The sequence below is a fragment of the Sphingobacterium sp. LRF_L2 genome (genome assembly GCF_965644235.1).
GTDB lineage: Bacteria > Bacteroidota > Bacteroidia > Sphingobacteriales > Sphingobacteriaceae > Sphingobacterium.
The window spans coordinates 604,773-622,340 of sequence record NZ_CBFFRI010000002.1 but is presented as its reverse complement, the minus strand read 5'-3'; the positions used below and the strand labels follow the sequence as shown (position 1 = coordinate 622,340).

The 17,568-nt window shown below is 37.8% G+C and carries 14 protein-coding genes; 13 read left to right on the top strand and 1 reads right to left on the bottom strand.

All coding sequences use genetic code 11. The features are described from left to right. Positions 1-241: 241 nt before the first annotated feature. The 12 genes from ACSZOX_RS06075 to ACSZOX_RS06020 all read left to right on the top strand — a co-directional run bounded on the left by ACSZOX_RS06075 (position 242) and on the right by ACSZOX_RS06020 (position 14,946). A complete protein-coding gene (locus tag ACSZOX_RS06075; RefSeq protein WP_437918932.1) occupies positions 242-1,636 on the top strand; it encodes an aminopeptidase P family protein in 1,395 nt (464 codons plus the stop codon). After that, positions 1,626-3,803, top strand: a complete 2,178-nt coding sequence (locus ACSZOX_RS06070; protein ID WP_437918931.1) for a DPP IV N-terminal domain-containing protein — start codon at positions 1,626-1,628, stop codon at positions 3,801-3,803. Before ACSZOX_RS06075 ends, ACSZOX_RS06070 begins: the two co-directional genes overlap by 11 nt. A 57-nt stretch (positions 3,804-3,860) precedes the next feature. After that, positions 3,861-4,382: a DinB family protein gene (locus ACSZOX_RS06065; protein ID WP_437918930.1), complete on the top strand. Its 522-nt coding sequence runs from the start codon at positions 3,861-3,863 to the stop codon at positions 4,380-4,382. 96 nt (positions 4,383-4,478) lie between these two features. Further along, complete coding sequence (locus ACSZOX_RS06060) at positions 4,479-5,354, top strand: carbon-nitrogen hydrolase (protein WP_437918929.1); 876 nt, start codon at positions 4,479-4,481, stop codon at positions 5,352-5,354. Position 5,355: 1 nt separating this feature from the next. Then, complete coding sequence (locus ACSZOX_RS06055) at positions 5,356-6,429, top strand: agmatine deiminase family protein (RefSeq protein WP_437918928.1); 1,074 nt, start codon at positions 5,356-5,358, stop codon at positions 6,427-6,429. A 164-nt stretch (positions 6,430-6,593) separates the two neighbouring features. Beyond that, complete coding sequence (locus ACSZOX_RS06050; protein ID WP_437918926.1) at positions 6,594-6,809, top strand: hypothetical protein; 216 nt, start codon at positions 6,594-6,596, stop codon at positions 6,807-6,809. A 193-nt stretch (positions 6,810-7,002) separates the two neighbouring features. Then, positions 7,003-8,052, top strand: coding sequence for an acyltransferase family protein (locus tag ACSZOX_RS06045; RefSeq protein WP_437918925.1), 1,050 nt, complete (start codon positions 7,003-7,005; stop codon positions 8,050-8,052). A 427-nt stretch (positions 8,053-8,479) separates the two neighbouring features. Then, positions 8,480-9,118 (top strand): response regulator, encoded by a 639-nt coding sequence (locus ACSZOX_RS06040; protein ID WP_437918924.1) that lies wholly within the window; start codon positions 8,480-8,482, stop codon positions 9,116-9,118. A gap of 136 nt (positions 9,119-9,254) precedes the next feature. Beyond that, positions 9,255-9,929: a hypothetical protein gene (locus ACSZOX_RS06035; protein ID WP_437918923.1), complete on the top strand. Its 675-nt coding sequence runs from the start codon at positions 9,255-9,257 to the stop codon at positions 9,927-9,929. A gap of 6 nt (positions 9,930-9,935) precedes the next feature. Beyond that, positions 9,936-12,011 carry a hypothetical protein gene (locus ACSZOX_RS06030; protein WP_437918922.1) on the top strand — a complete coding sequence of 692 codons (2,076 nt, stop codon included), beginning with the start codon at positions 9,936-9,938 and terminating at the stop codon, positions 12,009-12,011. 5 nt (positions 12,012-12,016) lie between these two features. Then, entirely contained in the window at positions 12,017-13,297 is a 1,281-nt protein-coding gene (locus tag ACSZOX_RS06025; RefSeq protein WP_437918921.1) for a hypothetical protein, read from the top strand. 293 nt (positions 13,298-13,590) lie between these two features. Continuing rightward, a complete protein-coding gene (locus ACSZOX_RS06020) occupies positions 13,591-14,946 on the top strand; it encodes an MATE family efflux transporter (RefSeq protein WP_437918920.1) in 1,356 nt (451 codons plus the stop codon). 9 nt (positions 14,947-14,955) lie between these two features. Here ACSZOX_RS06020 and ACSZOX_RS06015 read toward each other — a convergent pair whose 3' ends face one another. Further along, the gene (locus tag ACSZOX_RS06015) at positions 14,956-16,869 is read right to left on the bottom strand and encodes an AAA domain-containing protein (protein WP_437918919.1); all 1,914 of its coding nucleotides are present in this window, start codon (positions 16,867-16,869) and stop codon (positions 14,956-14,958) included. A 320-nt stretch (positions 16,870-17,189) separates the two neighbouring features. Between ACSZOX_RS06015 and ACSZOX_RS06010 the strand changes: the two genes are divergently transcribed. Further along, positions 17,190-17,366 carry a hypothetical protein gene (locus tag ACSZOX_RS06010; protein ID WP_437918918.1) on the top strand — a complete coding sequence of 59 codons (177 nt, stop codon included), beginning with the start codon at positions 17,190-17,192 and terminating at the stop codon, positions 17,364-17,366. The last annotated feature ends 202 nt before the right edge of the window (positions 17,367-17,568 follow it).

Genomic DNA, 17,568 nt, shown 5'->3' with positions numbered 1-17,568 from the left:
ATTTTGCAGACAAGTAAGCAAAATATATTCCATAAAGAGATATCACCATGAGCACTAAGCAATAAAAACTTTTACGAGTAAACAGAATGTTCACAATGTAATAAAGATCGCCATTTCGAAACTTCCGTAAAATGTGATTAATGTTCGACAAAATATAAGAAAGCTTTTTTTATCTTTTTTATCACATTTACCGCGGAAATAAAACAAAAAGAATAAATTCACCATTTCAAATACAGTTATTATGTTTTCAGCTCAAACATATGAGAGCCGTCGAGCTCATCTACAAAGAATTGTGTCAAACGGAATTATTTTGCTCCTCGGCAATGCCGACAGCCCGATGAATTTTGAGCACAATATCTACCCTTTTCGTCAGGACAGCACTTTTCTTTATTACTTTGGGATCAAAGAACCCAATCTCGCCGCTATCATTGATATTGAAAATCAAGAAACTATTGTTTTTGGAAACGAGTTAACCATGGATCAGATCGTTTGGATGGGGCGTCAAGAAACAATCCAAGAAAAATGTTTTAATTCAAACGTTACTAAATGTTTACCATTTTCCGATTTAAGTAATTATTTAGAAAATGTAATCAAAAGAAAACAAACTGTCCATTATCTTCCTCCTTACAGATCATCCAACAAGATTTTATTAAGTAATCTTTTAGGAACAAAAATTTCAGCATTAAATCCTTCGGAAAAACTAATTAAAGCTGTCGTTGCGCAACGCTCCATAAAAGAAAAACAAGAAATTATAGAAATTGAAAAGGCGTTACAGACTTCTGTTGATATGCATTTACTCGCCATGAAAATTACGAAAGCGGGCATGAAAGAAAAAGAAATTGCAAATGCAATACAACATCTCGCTGCCGACCAAGGCTGTCCTTTATCCTATCCTCCAATTGTTACCATTCATGGCGAAATATTACACAACTCCTACCAACAGCACACGTTAGAAAAAGGACAACTATTATTAAACGACTCCGGTGCGGAAACAGACATGGGATATGCAGGAGATTTGACCAGAACATTTCCTGTTGGCCCCCGTTTTTCCGAGACCCAACGTGCAGTATATGACATCGTATTAAATTCTTTTACCACAGCTAGAAATCTCCTGCGCCCAGGTATAGCTTTTAAAGATGTGCATATGCAAGCCTGTCAAGCACTAGTAGAAGGGCTAATCGAACTTGGACTAATGCGGGGCAACCCAGAGGAAGCAGTACAAAATCATGCACATACGCTTTTCTTTCAATGCGGACTCGGCCACATGATGGGATTAGACGTACATGACATGGAAGATCTTGGCGAACAATACGTGGGTTATACCACAGAAGAACCAAAAGACACGAATACTTTTGGATTAAAATCATTACGCTTAGGCAGACAGCTCCAAGAAGGGTTTGTTCTTACTGTAGAGCCAGGTATTTATATTATCCCCGACTTAATCGACCAATGGCAAGCAGAAAACAAGCTTAGCAACTTCATAAACTATCAAAAAGTAAATGAGTTCAGGAATTTTGGCGGAATACGAATAGAGGATAATTTTGTCATTACTCCGGATAGTTATCAGCTACTGGGTCCCGAATTACTAAAAACAACAATTGAAATCGAAAACTTTAGATCCCAATATGTTTCTTAAAATCAAACTTTTAAAGAAGATAGCAACAATTTTCATTGTTGTTACTACAACTTCATCTGCACAGGCGCAACTGCAGTGGACAGCAGACGGCATGGGTTATTACGCGTTTACTGATAAAGGCATAGAAGTTATTGATGCACTTCAGCCCGAAAATAGGACACTATTTTTAGGTAATGCCGAATTACGACCAGCAAATGCCAGCCAAGCACTAGAAGTGCAGAGTTTTCAGGTTTCACCTAGCGGAAATAGTCTTTTATTGTTTACAAATACCAAACGTGTATGGCGTGAAAATACGCGCGGAGACTACTGGATATTTGATAAGCAAACCAAGAAACTAACACAATTGGGCAAAGGGCTAACATCGTCTTCGCTCATGTTTGCTAAATATTCACCCGATGGATCGCAGGTAGCTTATGTATCCAAACACAACATCTTTATCGAGAATCTGACCAACCACCAGATCCAAAAAATAACAGATGATGGAACGGATCGTATCATTAATGGTACATTTGACTGGGCATACGAAGAAGAATTTGGCACACAAGACGGATTTAGATGGTCACCCGATGGCTCAAAAATCGCATTTTGGAAACAGGATGCCAGAGATACTCGCAACTTCCTCATGATAAACAATACGGATAGCATCTATTCTTTCACGATCCCCGTAGAATATCCAAAAGTTGGGTTTCCACCATCTCCCACTAGCCTTTGGTTATACGATACTTCAACAAAAAAAACAAGACAAGTGAAAGATCTATTGTCTTCTGTAGACAGCTATATTCCACGCATGGAATGGCTACCAAACTCCGAAGGGCTTATTTTTCAAACGCTTAACAGAAAGCAAAATGAAAGTAGCATCGTGGTTTCTTCCATTCAAACCGGCGAAAGCAAAATAATCTACAAAGAACAGGACGAAGCATGGATAGATATCAAATCAAGATGGAATAATGGTGATCCAAGCGGTTGGGACTGGATCAACGAAAACAAAGAGTTTCTATGGGTCTCCGAAAAAGGAGGATGGAGACAATTGTACGCTATTGATTTAACCGGCAAAGAGCGACTATTAAGCAAAGATGCATTTGATATCATCCAAATAGATCAATTTGACCAAAAACAACAGCTGATATATTTTACAGCTTCACCAAAAAATGCAACACAGCAATATCTGTATAAATTAAGTTTAAAGGGTGGAAAAGCGAGTCGAGTAACGCCAGAAAACTATACAGGGACAACAAGTTATACCATTTCTCCAAATGGGAAAATCGCATTATTTCAGACCGCGAATACAAGTTCTATAGCTGCGAATGCCGTTGTCTCACTTCCTGAGCACAAACAATTGGTTGCTCCGCGTAGGACAATGGAAGCTCCCGTTGATGATGCAAAAACAGAGTTTTTTCAAGTAACCACTATCGACGGAATTACTTTAGACGGTTGGGTAGTGAAACCAAAGAACTTCAATCCTTCAAAAAAGTACCCTATTGTATTCTACGTATACGGAGAGCCTGCTTCACAAACCGTTACGGACAATTTTTACACTGGAAAAAATCGGTTGTACAATGGCGACATGGCAGCCGATGGTTATATCTATGTTTCCTTAGAAAATCGTGGAGCTCCAGCTCCAAAGGGCAGAGCTTGGCGCAAATCCATTTACAAAAATATAGGTATAATCAACATCCGCGATCAAGCGATGGGTGCAAAAGAAGTATTTAAATGGGGGTTTGTAGACACGACACGCGTCGCAGTATGGGGGTGGTCAGGCGGAGGAGCAACTACGCTGAACCTATTAGGACAATATCCTGACATTTACCAAACAGGTATATCTGTTGCTCCGGTCACGGATCAACTTCTTTATGACAATATTTATCAAGAAAGATACATGGGACTTCCACAAGAAAACATGGAAGACTTTGTAAAGGGATCTGCGATAACATACGCAAAAAATGTGAAAGGCAACCTTCTACTGGTACACGGAACGGGAGATGATAATGTACATTACCAAAATGCTGAAGTTTATATCAATGAGCTAATCAAGCATAATATCCCTTTTCAGATGATGTCGTATCCCAATCGAAGTCATTCTATTCACGAAGGCGAAGGAACATCCAAGCATCTTTCACAGATCTATACGATATTTTTAAAACAACATTGTCCTCCGGGGGCAAAATAAAAGAAAGGAGAGGCACAGCCTCTCCTTTTTTATCATTTATGCCTATCTTTAGTTATCATGGCAGACCAACATAATAAATCTGAGGTATGGATGCGCGGACCTATTGCAAATGTTCCTGCATTATTACAGCCCGTTGCACATGCCTTACTTCAGGTAGAAGAAGACATTGTACTTTATACCAACGACATCCAGGAAGAACTTCTTTTTGAACGTCCCGAAGGATTGGCATCTCCAGCATTTCACATACAACATATTGCTGGCGTTATCGACCGCATGTTTACTTATGCTAAAGGAGAAGCATTAACGGAAATCCAATTTAACTATCTAGCGCAGGAAGGACAAAAAGTAGATAACCTAAAAAAAATCGATCTATTAAAGAATCTTCATCTTAGCATTCAACAAGCAATTCAACAGTTGGCTAACACTGCTGAGGACGAATTGACTGCGATACGACACCTTGGGAGACAGAAAATCCCTACCACGCTTTTAGGATTGGTCTTTCATGCCGCAGAACATAGTCAACGTCATGTCGGTCAACTATTGGTTACAGTGAAGTGGTTAACCGCAAAAGCCCTTTAACACCTGTAATTTTACCTTTCTACTACCAGCCATAGTTAAATTTTCGATCCAATAATAGTATCTTTGTCCTTGTAACGAATAAAAACGAGGCTAGTAATGAGAAACGTAAAAGTTGGTGTTGTACAGATGAGCTGCACCGCAAACAAACAAGAAAATCTGGATAAAGCTATTTTGAAAGTGAGAGACGCCGCTGCAAAAGGTGCACAAATTGTCTGTCTGCAAGAGCTTTTCACTTCTTTATATTTTTGTGATGTAGAAGATTATGACAATTTTGACTTAGCGGAATCAATACCGGGACCTTCTACAGATGCCCTTTCTGTTGTAGCAAAAGAACTGGGCGTCGTCATAATCGCCTCCCTGTTCGAAAAGCGTACAGAAGGTCTTTATCACAATACCACAGCCATTTTGGATGCCGACGGAAGCTACCTCGGTAAGTATCGCAAAATGCATATTCCTGACGATCCTGCATTCTATGAAAAATTTTATTTCACACCTGGCGATTTAGGTTATAAAGTATTTCAAACCAAATTTGGCAAAATTGGAATTCTAATCTGTTGGGACCAATGGTATCCTGAGGCATCGAGAATTACTGCACTTATGGGAGCCGAGATCTTATTTTATCCGACGGCAATAGGTTGGGCTACCGATCAAGACGAAGAGACCAATGCCGACCAATACAATGCATGGCAAACCATCCAACGTTCACACGCAGTAGCAAATGGTGTTCCTGTTGTTTCGGTAAATCGTGTAGGCTTTGAGCAAAATGGTGCGATGAAATTTTGGGGAGGAAGCTTTGTTGCCAATGCGCAAGGAAAGTTGCTTTACCTTGCATCGCACGAAGAAGAAGAAACTACGGTCATTGAATTAGATTTAGCGCAGAGCGATTATTTCCGTAAGCACTGGCCTTTCTTACGCGATCGCCGGATTGAAACCTATTCCCCAATTACAAAACGTTTTATTGACGAAGATTAAAATGTCGAAAAATATACCTTTTCAACTTTCTTATTTTGATAATTCGCCTAAAAAATTAGGCTTTTCATTCCCCGCCGAATGGGCAAAGCAAGAAGCAATGTGGCTCAGTTGGCCTCATAAAGAGGCTTCTTGGCCGGGGAAAATTGAAAAAATATACGCACCTTATTGTCAATTCATCAAAGCGGTTGCCGAACATCAAAACGTACGAATCAATGTCCTTGATGAAAAAATGAAAGAGTTTGCACTCGACGAATTGACAAAAGTTGGAGCTAGGCTTGAAAATATAGCCTTTTTCTTTAACCCAACAAACGATGCTTGGTGCCGAGATCACGGGCCTGCATTTTTATTAGCGAAAGACAGTAATCAAAAGGCTGTTGTCGATTGGGGATATAATGCCTGGGGAGGAAAATACCCCCCCTTCGATCTCGATGATGTTGTTCCTACCCGCATAGCTCATCATTTTGACCTACCACTTTTTACGCCAAATATCGTGATGGAAGGTGGATCAGTCGAATTTAACGGTGCAGGAACCATCTTAACGACAACAGCATGCCTGTTGAATGAGAACAGAAACCCCCACCTAAATAAAGAGGAAATAGAAGTATATCTCAAAGAGTTTTACGGACAGGACCAAGTTCTTTGGCTAGAAGATGGTATTGTCGGAGACGATACAGATGGCCACATCGATGACATCACTCGATTTGTCAATGAGAATACCGTTATTACCGTTGTAGAGGAGAATCCCGAAGATGAGAACTACGCCATTCTTCAAAAGAATCTGGAGATATTAAAGACATTTCGTTTGCTAGATGGAAAACCGTTGAATATTGTGGAACTGCCAATGCCCGGCCCAGTTATCTACGAGGATACGCGCTTGCCAGCTTCCTATGCCAATTTTTACATCGCAAACGAAGTTGTAGTTGTTCCAATTTTTAATGATCCGAATGACCAACGTGCATTAGAGATTATACAATCCTGTTTTCCAGAGAGAAAAGTCATCGGAATTGATTCTGTAGACATTATTTGGGGACTGGGAAGTTTCCATTGCTTAAGTCAGCAAGAGCCAATTCTCTAAATTGATTCTATAATACTCCTTGAACCGTCTTATTTGAATATAGAAATAAGACGGTTATTTTTTTAACATCGAAAAACAATTTTCCTAGTTCTTTTATTACCGGTATTTCTTTATTTGAACTTTTATACCGTATTGTGGTTCTCTCCATAAATATGGAGGAAAAAATGAGAATAACAAATATTCAGATCAATGATACAGCAGTTCATAACGAGAACTCGTTGCCAAACATTACCCTTAATCTAGATGTCAATATCGTTTATGAAGGCGATACCAAGGAATTTGAAAGCGCATCAGGAATAGATACCACCACCTTGAAGGATAGCGTTACAAAACGCTTAGTTCAAAAATTGACCAACTTAAATCTCGCAGAAGAAAAATAGAATGTCATTTTTACGTCAGTAAATGAATTTTACGATACGATTTTTACAATATATCCGTTTTTAAAGCATTCATAATTTAGGTTAATAATTGGTTAGTAAAGCCTCCCCTTGCTCCCGCTTGGGGAGGTTTTTCATTTGTCTACAAAAATATTATCTTAGCCCTTAGAATACATGCTCTTATGTCTATAATTTTATGATACAAAGACCACATTTTATTGTGTTAGATGGTTTAAGAGGTATAGCTGCAATAGCGGTAGTTATATTTCATTTTATGGAATGGGTTTTTCCCGATTTCAAGGATAATTTTATTGGACATGGATTCTTGGCTGTAGATTTTTTCTTCTGTTTGTCAGGTTTTGTGATGAGTTACGCCTATGACGAAAAGATAAAAAAAATAGGTTTAAAAAAATTCTTTATTTCTAGACTCATCCGTCTACACCCTCTAGTCTGCATTGGCTCAATACTTGGCATTATTTCCATGATATGGGATCCCTTCAACACAGAGACATCGCGCAGTTTCGGAGAGTTAGCTACCGTTTTCGTATGTTCTCTCTTACTCATTCCATACCCCATTCTTCCAGAAAAATTCTTTAATTTGTTTAGTCTCAATGCACCAGCCTGGTCTCTTTTCTGGGAATATGTTGCAAATATCATTTATGCTATAGGTATCATCAAACTATCCAAAAGATTTCTCTCTCTATTATTCTTTCTGGCAGCATTGTTTTTAATATATATTAGTTATCGAGACGGAAACTTAGCAGGTGGATGGAGCAAAGACAACTGGGAAGTTGGTGGAATACGACTAGCCTACTCATTCTTTGCGGGTCTTTTACTACACCGAAACCAAATGATAATAAAAAATGGAGGAGGGCTTTACCTATCATGTATCTTGTTAGTCATCGCGTTCATCACGCCTTTTTTCACGTCAAACTGGCTTTTTGAATCTTTCATTGTTATCCTATATTTTCCATTTATCATTGCATTGGGAGCGGGAACAACCGTCGAAGGCAAAACCTTATCTATTTCTATAACTTTAGGTAATATTTCCTATCCTTTGTACATGACGCACTATTGGGCAATTTGGATTTTTGGATATTATCTCAAAAGTCCTATTTTCGACAAGCAATTGTTGCCTTTCATCGTATCGCTTGGTTTAATTGCGTTGATTTTTTTCGCTCATTTAGTAAGTCATTACGTCGATGAGCCCATTCGCGATTACCTCCGTAAGAAATATCTGAACTGATGTCGACATACCTTCTTCCTGGTAACTTCATACTAAACAGCAGATTAAATCGTTATTAACATGAAGATTTATATTTCATAATAGATTAAAAATTAGTTTAACAAATCCTGAAGTCCCAGCTTCAGGATTTATTTGTTAAAGAAGCGTTAAATGTAAAAGCAAATTATACTAATGAAGAGTAAGAGACGTTATTTATGTATAATTTCATAATTTAGGTTAATAATTGGTTTGGTAAAATCCTGGAGTTCCCCGCTTCAGGATTTTTTATGGTTGCATAAGCGCCCCTACTTCACGTGTCTTCTATTTAAAATACCCGAAACCGGGGATGGCTATTTTCTATTAATTTAGGATATTTGTTTTGTTATGGATATCCATTATGGATATCCGTTACGGATATATACACAATATCTATTCTACTTTATTAAATATGATAAAAATTGCTATTACTGATGACCACCCCCTATTGCTCGAAGGCTTAAAGAATGTACTAGCACAACAAGATTACTTGCAAGTAGTCGGAGGCTATTCCGATGCACGGTCTATGCTCAACGAACTAGAAAATAAGGAAGTGCATATACTTCTATTAGACATCAATCTACCTGATGCAAATAGCATTGAACTCATAGCACCTCTAAGAAGCAAATATCCAAATATGCACATCATTATATTAAGTGTACATAATGAATATGCTGTTATTAATAGTGTTTTGGAAGAGGGTGCACATGGATACATCCAAAAAAATGCATCCGTAGAAGAAATACTTGCCGGTATTGAAAGCATTATTAGCGGAAAGAAATTTCTTTGCACACAAACGAAGAAGATCGTAGAAAGCAAGACGCAACACGGACTGAACAGTGTACCAAAATTAACACGCAGAGAGAAAGAAATACTTGTTGAGGCTGCAGCAGGGTTAACAACAATTCAAATTGCCGATAAGCTTTTTATTAGCCCGCATACAGTAGAAAGTCATCGAAAAAATCTAATTGAAAAATTTAAATCATCTAACTTAAGCTCCGCTATAAAACTGGCCATAGAGTATGGTTTAATTCGGCAAATCACATCTTAGATTTATCAAAATATTATTTTGTAAAACATAAAATGAATAACCAATAAAATTAGGAAAGGTTTTTGCTTATCGATAAAGCACATCGACATTAGCTTATAAATTTCTAGAATAATAGACATTTGGAATATATTTAAATATGCAGAAAATACATATATTAACTCTTTTTATCATTGGCAGTCTTCTTTTTAGCAGCTGTTTAGATTTCGTAGAGCAGATTGATATGCACAACGATGGTTCTGGTAGTATCAAGGCAACATTAAACCTCAGCAAAAGTCGTACAAAAGTTGCTTCACTGATGAAACTCAAGAATGTAAATGGAATAAAAATCCCTACGGAAGCTTCCATAAAGCAAGAAATGCAAAATGCGGTAAACACGTTAAAAAATACTGCTGGTATAAGCAATGTAAAATACAATTTAGATTTCGACAACTACATTGCGACCCTATCCTGCGATTTTAAAACGATCAATGCATTAAATACATTTAGTAGTACCCTCTCTAAGCAATTTAAAATACAAATCACAAGTTACAACAACTATAGTTTTAATCCTAACACACAAACTTTCGTTCGTAATTATACACATACGACTAATCTCGCGAAGGAGTTTTCAAAAATAGCCAAGGAAGACCAAAAGCTGTTTGAAGATGCATATTATACGAATATCATTCGCTTTCAAAAAGGCGTTAAATCACAAACAAACAACGCGGCGAAGCTTTCCAGTAATAGCCAAGCTGTACTGCTAAAAATCAAAGCAACAGATCTAATTCAAGGATCTTCAAGTTTAGCCAACACCATTACTTTATCGAAATAAATAATCATGTTAACAAGAAAATACATTTTATCTACAGCTTTAGCTTGTGCAACCGCATCCTTTGCTTATAGCCAAGACCTATTACAGCATGTGCCACAAGAAGCAGAACTCGTTCTTGTCGTCAATAACCAAGCGATTGTAAAACATAGCTCATTTGAAAAAATTAATGCTGTACTTCATAAATTAGGTGCATTTGAAGCCTTCAATAGCCAACAGCAGACCAATGCGCAAAACATCAATGATCTAGACATAGCTTATGACAGAAATGCATATGTATATAAAACGGATACCGACAGCGCATATTATGTAGGTATCTGGCTTCCGTTGAAAAACGGACATCACATTGAGCAGATATTCTCAAAAGATTTCACCCTACAGCCAGCAGTGAATAACTTTCAACGTGCAACCTCTGCCGATAAACAAACGCAGTTCGCGTGGAATGCAAATAGTTTATTCATCTTGACCGGTAGTTCAAAAAATGGTTTCTTTTCGGATGACGAAGTTGCTAACCGGTATGGGATAGAACCTGGAATTACAACAGCCGACGATTCATATTGGTACAGCGATACCGCGAGTGCCGTCGCAGATTACGATTACTATGCCGACACAGTCGTCGCTGCAGATAGCTCTTACTACGAGTGGACAGATGACGAACGTGAAGCACAAAGCGCCGATGAAGTAGGCTTCCCACCCCCTGCATTACCTACAATTGTCGATACTGTCAGCACCGATTGGGAAGCCTATTCTTTTGATGATACGTTGGACATCAAGCCAAAAGTTTACGATGAATACGCTGTAGATTCGGCTACTAGTGAGGGATACTACGAAGATTCAGATATCTACGACAGCTATTCAGACGATATGTATCAGGAAGAATTAGCTAGAAATGCCATGAACGACTCTATACAAAAAGCAGCTTTTGCCTCTTGGTTGGCGAATACTGTAGAGAGCCAACTCGTCTCAGAGCAAAACGTATCCTTGCAAAAAGAGATCCTACAATTTGATAAAAATAATACGCTATTGCATCTTTGGGTAAAGGATCTAAACAATTTATACAGAAATATGTTGCCATACGATGTCTTCCGTATGGGATTTGGTATCGATATGAAAAACCTAGACTATGGCTATAAAGATGCAACATTAGACCTCATACAGGACAAGCATACCTTAAAGGTAACCGGAGCTATCACCGTAGATGATGATGTGAAAAATGTGTTTAACCAAGTCTATAAAACAAAAGTAAATAGAAAATTTGCTAAATATATTCCAGAAAAACATCTAGGATACCTGTCCATCAACATCAGCACAGAAGGCTATCTAAAAAGTCTACCAACATTGATGAACAAATGGTATGCACCATTGGTCTATTCTTACAGCGATCTAATCAGTATCGCCGGAACAGCTTTAGACATTGCACTCGATGAAAAAGCATTGGCCAAAGTTATACGCGGTAATCACCTCGTATTCATCAACGACCTTAAAAAAGTAACCACAGAATATATCGACTACGAATATGATGAAGATTACAACTACAAAGAAGTCAAAAAAACCAAGGAAGAGGAAATACCTAACTTTCTTTGGATGCTAACATCAGAAGATCAGCGCATATTCAAAGGGCTATTAGCGTTTGCAGAAAAGAAAAAACAAGCTACGCAGGATAATGGCATTTACAAAATATCAGAGAAACCTACTTCTACACCTTTTTACATTTTATTTAAAGAAGATATCATTTTTGTAGGCAACGATGAAACACAAATCAAACAGATACAGAATAACACATTTGTTGCTAACCGGGATCCTAAAGTCAAAAAAGATATTTTTTCAAATAGCTTAACAGCTACCGTCCACACTTCTGAAATTCCAGAGGTCATCAACAAATTAGGGGTGCCTATCGTAGGGCAATGGCATAATACTGTAAACGAACTCGCCAAATACGGCGACGTAAGTATCAAAGCCAAAGGAATGAAAAAAAATAAAATAAACGGTGAATTTTCCATCGATTTTCCAAAAGAAGAAAATAATGCTCTACAATATCTTCTACAGTACATTATCACGAATGTTGATTCTCAAAAAGGATTTTAGTTTAGATGAAAAAAGCACTGCTCTATATATTCGGAATACTTGCCCTGATTACGATCGGGACAAGTATTTTCTATTGGGTTCGAAAGAAAAATGCCCTTCAACACTATGTATCTGTTGAATCTCAATCCGTTATTGCAGTTTCCCTTGACGATATCGTAATAGACAACATGGACCAACTCTTTCGAGATCGCAAAAACAACGAAGATTTTAATTATCAATTTTCGGATTCATTGTGGTTCGATCTCTGGAATTCAGGACTAAAAATACCTGCTAAGGTCTACTTGTTTAGTATAAAAGATCAAGCTCATACATTCTACAGCATCCAACAGGTTTCTAATCAGAAGAAGTGGAAAGATTTCTTGCATAAATACAGCGAAAAGCCAAAAGAAACGGAAGCTCAAAATGATCCTTCACAAATTATTAACTTAAATAAATATGTATACCTGATTCACAAAAATGATGATGTCATTCTTTGTTTCTCGCTGGATACAGTTGCATTCGATAAGACAATAGAAAACCAGCTACTAAATAAAGAAAACTGGACCGCTGTCAAAGATTTAACCGGTTTTCAGGAAACATATTTTAGCGACCATATCACTTTATGGAACGCCTCTGCAAATCTTAATCTAAAAGCACATATTTCTGGGAAAGACATAAAGATAGCAGGTAGCTGGACTACAAAAAACACTTTTAAACATGATTATCTATCTAGAAGCATAGCTATTCAAGATAAGGCGGTCATCTTTTCTAACAGCTTGCCCCTTTCCGGATTTCCTCTCCTGAAAACGGCTATGCATCAATTTCTTGGCATTGATTCCGCGACCTTAACTACCGAGAATATTGATTATATGGATTTTACAGTGACAAATAGAGAAACACTGCAACCCGATACTATTATAACATACGACTACGATGAAAACTTCAATAGTGTAGAGAAAAAAGAAATTCGCCAAATTCCTGTTCCACTTATTGAGGGTATTTGGAAAGCGGATGAGATGGTGGGCAAAAAATTTCCTAATAAGATATTCTATACGCTCTATCAAAGTTCGCAAAACGGCTTTACCAGCTATTCTACAGATGAAACCTCGTTACAAAAGATATCTTATACTATGAATGAAAACGCAAGTCCGCTACAGTTGTATCTGAATTTTTCAAATTGGCCTGAGGCTTGGTCAATAGGTACTTTACGACATCTTAAAGAAAGTAATCTACATGTAACCATTCAAACAAATCTAGAATCGAGTAATCAAATAGCAATCAAAGGATATATTGGTTATCGTCGTTAAATCGATTACTTAATAGTATTCCGATTACAAAAAGTTCTTTATTGATAAAGAACTTTTTGTAATTATAGATAAATCAAAAATATTTCATCTACAAAAAAATCATCCAACGAAGTATCTATATTTCTATAAAGTCCGGTACGCATTTAAACAATATCAACCTTATCCGTTTAGCGGACATTTTACTCCTTATCACATACCTTGCCCTGATTTCATTCTCCTAGCTTTGTAGAAGTTGAAAAACACCGTAACTAGAGAACAGGATTATATTTAAGATTTTAAGCCCTTAATTTACAATGGATACCAATAAACAGCTTATTTTAAATGGGAACTTAGCAAAAGTGATGTGGACTATGTCGTGGCCAGCAGTTTTAGCTATGGTGCTCTATGGACTGAATAATTTTTTAGATGGAATTTTTGTAGGCCACCTCATCAATAACACAGCCTTAGCTGCTGTTGGTATTGCCTACCCTTTGGCTCAATTAGTTCAAGGTTTCGGTTCCTTGATAGGAACTGGCGTTGGTTCCGCAATAAGCATTTGGATCGGGAGAGAGCAAAAGGAAAAATTAAACAACGTTTTTGGATCAGTCAATTACCTCGCGCTTCTTTTCTCTGTACTAATTACCATTCCTTGCTATATCTTTTCAAAAGAACTCGTTTATATGATGGGGGGACGAGGCGAAATATTGTCATTAGGTATTGATTATTTTAGAGCGACAATATTGGGCAGCTTTTTTTGGATTCATGGACTAGCTCTAAATATGATAATACGATCGGAGGGTCAAATGAAAACAGCTGCTTGGATGATTGCATTGGGTTTGATTGTCGATATCGCATTGAAGCCTCTATTTATAGATACATTCGGCTGGGGAGTATCTGGGGCTGCCTGGGCGACCAACGTATCTATGATAATATATACAGCATTAGGTATATGGTATTACGCTAGTGGAAAGTCATCGTTTAAAACCAAATTCTGGTCATTGAAAAAAGATATGACGGTTCTAAAGGAGACAATTTCCTTAGGTATGCCGGGATTCATTATGATGGTGATGATCGTCGTTCAAAACATTGTTGTTTTCAATTCATTAGCCAAATACGGAACTGAAATAGACATTACCTTTTTCACGGCCGTAAATCGCTTCTACATCTTATTGAATACCCCTCTTTGGGGACTTATGCGTGCCTTGCAGCCGGTCGCAGGTATGAATTATGGAGCTAAACAATATAAACGAACCGTTCGTTCTTATCGCCTATTTTCTCTTACAGGATTGATCATCCTCTCCCCTTTTTGGTTATTTGTTATGTTTTATCCGGGAGATGTCATGTCGATTATGATTCCAAACATTTCATTTAGCCACGAGCAGCTACTGAACTTCCGTGTGTACATGAGTGTTTTACTAGCCCTTCCGTTTGTATTTATGGCTATCGTTTGGTTTCCTTCAATAGAAAATGCTAAACCAGCTACTTTTATCAGTATACTTCGGCAAGTCGTTTTCTATATTCCATTGCTGCTTATTGCCCCTAAATTTTATGGAGTAAACAGTATCTATTATGTAAGCGCTGGCATTGATTGGCTTATCTTTTTTATCATTCTTTATAACGTCAGGAAAAGTGCATCCCAAATGTATAAGTTGCAAAATGCGACCCCATAATCGTGCGAACTAAACTTGAATATTCCATTCCCAGACGCTACGGTATCTATCAATAGACTCTACATAGCGAAGAAAATTCTTATAGAAAGGATGTTGCCCCATCGTACTACTATCCCCTACTACGATCAACTTTTTCTTAGCCCTTGTCATCGCTACATTCATCCGTCGGGTGTCCGCAAGAAATCCAATCTGTAGGTCGGAATTACTTCTTGTCAAACTCAGATAAATAATATCCTTTTCCTGTCCTTGAAATCCATCTATTGTGCTGACACGTATTAAGTAAGCAAATGGTGCTAGTGTATCCTCTGAGGCGATTATCTCTCTCAGCAACAAGACCTGACCTCGATAAGGAGCAATCACGCCAATACTCGGAAAATGTCCGTCTTCATAACTTGTTTTTAATTCGAGCAATAATGAGCAAAGGTGTGCAACCACAAAACGAGCTTCTTCTACATTGTAAATAGCTTTCTCGACAAATGTTTCTTCAAAGCCAGCTCCAGCTGTATCGATAAAGAGGATAGGCTCATCATCACGAGGTAAAGTCCGATCGGATACGGACGTATCCGCGATTAATTTATCTGCGTAAAACACCTGTGATGGATAGCTCATAATTTGTCTATGCATTCGATATTGCACATCCAATAGCGAAACCTGTTCTGGATAATGCCCTACTAATTTTTCGAAAAGCGTATCATAAAGGCCTTCACCGGGCCGGTTACTGGATCTTACCGTAGGTGGAAGCTGGCAATGATCACCCGCCAATACCAATCTATCGGCTTTCAAAATAGGAATCCAGCATGCAGGCTCCAGGGCTTGTGCTGCCTCATCAATGAAAACAGTATTATAATGTCTGTTTCGGATTACATGATGGTTCGCTCCGACCAAAGTTGCCGTAATCACTTGCACTTTATCTAAAATATCTTCCACGATAAAGTCTTGAATACGGTCGATCTCCTTTCTTAATTTACGAGCCTCATCAAATAACGCTTTTCGTTGTTCACGTTCAGTTTTGCCAAAGTTCCGTTTATATTTATGAGCCATCTCGGTATAGGCACGAGCTTGTTTCTCTAAGGACTTGACCTCTTTATTCGCCGAGTGAACATCGACTTTTGCATCCAATGTCAACTTCTGGAGATGCTCCGATACCTTAACAGGATTACCAATTCGAACAACAGCAATACCTATCGCCTCCAATCGCTCGGTTAAAAGATCAACGGCTAAGTTGCTCGGTGCAACAAGCAACAACTGCTTCTTTTCTTTTTTCAGCAACGCTGCGACAGCATGAACCAATGTTGTAGTCTTACCAGTACCTGGTGGACCATGTAAAATTGACAAAGGACTCCCCCTTAATATGTGTTGTATTGCCTTATTTTGACTGGCATTGAGATCCTTATTATCATAAACGCGTTCCTCTTCTCTTTCGTAAATAACTTCTTCTCCCATCAACTGGCGAATAAGTTTTCCCTTCATTTCATCCGAACTAAGCTCATCCGCAAAAACAAGCGCATCGCTCATTTCCTTATAAGAATTTTCATCGAACAACAAATCCACCCCTAATTTGCCTCTTCGACTCCAGTCAGGTAATTCCTCGGTACGAAAAGAAATCCGCATCGTGTCACGATTCACAAACGCGATAACTCCATCAATACGATCTTCGTCCGGAGCATGGTTAGAAAATAAGGAAACAGGCATACCAAATCTAAACTTATGCCCCTCCTCTACATTATTTGTTTTGAGAACCGTTATCGTCAAGTAATCTCCTCTTCCAAGTTCGCTGTTTACAACAGAAATGGGAAACCAGGTCACGCCAAGCGCTCGTCGCTCATTCAGTGAACTTTTTAATAGTAGAGCCTCATGCTCTGCCTTATCGTAGGCATGTTCTTCATCCAGTAAACCAGCGAGTTGTTGAAAATAATCCTTCATTAGCTATCCCCATTTGCGGTAAAAACAAACCTACTCAAAATATTTGATTTGATTGAAGGTCAAAAAACCAATGAGCTAAGACAATAATTTTCACTAAAGCTCATTATTCTGGCGGATTCTTAGGGCATCTTTTATAATGGAGAAAATCAGGTAATCATCCGAGACCACAAATCAATCCATCAAAAATCGAATCAGAATAATCCAGACTAGCCCCCATTAAAAAGAGTTAACTAAAAGATAATTCGTTAAATTAGTTTAAAACATTATTGTATTTCGATATGTTTTTTATATTTGCCGCCAGTTTTAAATAAAACAACAACATGAAAGAATTATTAGAAAAAATCAACTCAGAAATCGAAGCATTCAAAGTAGATGCGGAATTACAATTGGAAAAAGGAAATAAAGCAGCAGGAACAAGAGCCCGCAAATCGACACTTGCACTTGAAAAACTTTTAAAAGACTATCGCAAAGTATCTTTAGAGGAAAGCAAAAAATAGTTTTTATATCATATACAGCCCTACTATTTCGTGGGCTGTATTTTTTTAATATGTTATTGACATTACCTAAAATACCGCAATTAGGATAATTAATAAATCGCAGCACAACACAGTATATAAGCACAAAAAAAATTGAAATAAAAAACCTATGTTCACACTAACGGTATGATTTTAGCTTATTAAATCATAAAGTTTAAACGAG

Bases quoted from the DNA above. Each gene is read 5' to 3' on its own strand.
- ACSZOX_RS06070 (WP_437918931.1), top strand. From the start codon at position 1,626: ATGTTTCTTAAAATCAAACTTTTAAAGAAGATAGCAACAATTTTCATT.
- ACSZOX_RS06050 (WP_437918926.1), top strand. From the start codon at position 6,594: ATGAGAATAACAAATATTCAGATCAATGATACAGCAGTTCATAACGAG.
- ACSZOX_RS06055 (WP_437918928.1), top strand. From the start codon at position 5,356: ATGTCGAAAAATATACCTTTTCAACTTTCTTATTTTGATAATTCGCCT.
- ACSZOX_RS06060 (WP_437918929.1), top strand. From the start codon at position 4,479: ATGAGAAACGTAAAAGTTGGTGTTGTACAGATGAGCTGCACCGCAAAC.
- ACSZOX_RS06040 (WP_437918924.1), top strand. From the start codon at position 8,480: ATGATAAAAATTGCTATTACTGATGACCACCCCCTATTGCTCGAAGGC.
- ACSZOX_RS06030 (WP_437918922.1), top strand. From the start codon at position 9,936: ATGTTAACAAGAAAATACATTTTATCTACAGCTTTAGCTTGTGCAACC.
- ACSZOX_RS06025 (WP_437918921.1), top strand. From the start codon at position 12,017: ATGAAAAAAGCACTGCTCTATATATTCGGAATACTTGCCCTGATTACG.
- ACSZOX_RS06020 (WP_437918920.1), top strand. From the start codon at position 13,591: ATGGATACCAATAAACAGCTTATTTTAAATGGGAACTTAGCAAAAGTG.
- ACSZOX_RS06065 (WP_437918930.1), top strand. From the start codon at position 3,861: ATGGCAGACCAACATAATAAATCTGAGGTATGGATGCGCGGACCTATT.
- ACSZOX_RS06045 (WP_437918925.1), top strand. From the start codon at position 7,003: ATGATACAAAGACCACATTTTATTGTGTTAGATGGTTTAAGAGGTATA.
- ACSZOX_RS06015 (WP_437918919.1), bottom strand. From the start codon at position 16,869: ATGAAGGATTATTTTCAACAACTCGCTGGTTTACTGGATGAAGAACAT.
- ACSZOX_RS06035 (WP_437918923.1), top strand. From the start codon at position 9,255: ATGCAGAAAATACATATATTAACTCTTTTTATCATTGGCAGTCTTCTT.
- ACSZOX_RS06075 (WP_437918932.1), top strand. From the start codon at position 242: ATGTTTTCAGCTCAAACATATGAGAGCCGTCGAGCTCATCTACAAAGA.
- ACSZOX_RS06010 (WP_437918918.1), top strand. From the start codon at position 17,190: ATGAAAGAATTATTAGAAAAAATCAACTCAGAAATCGAAGCATTCAAA.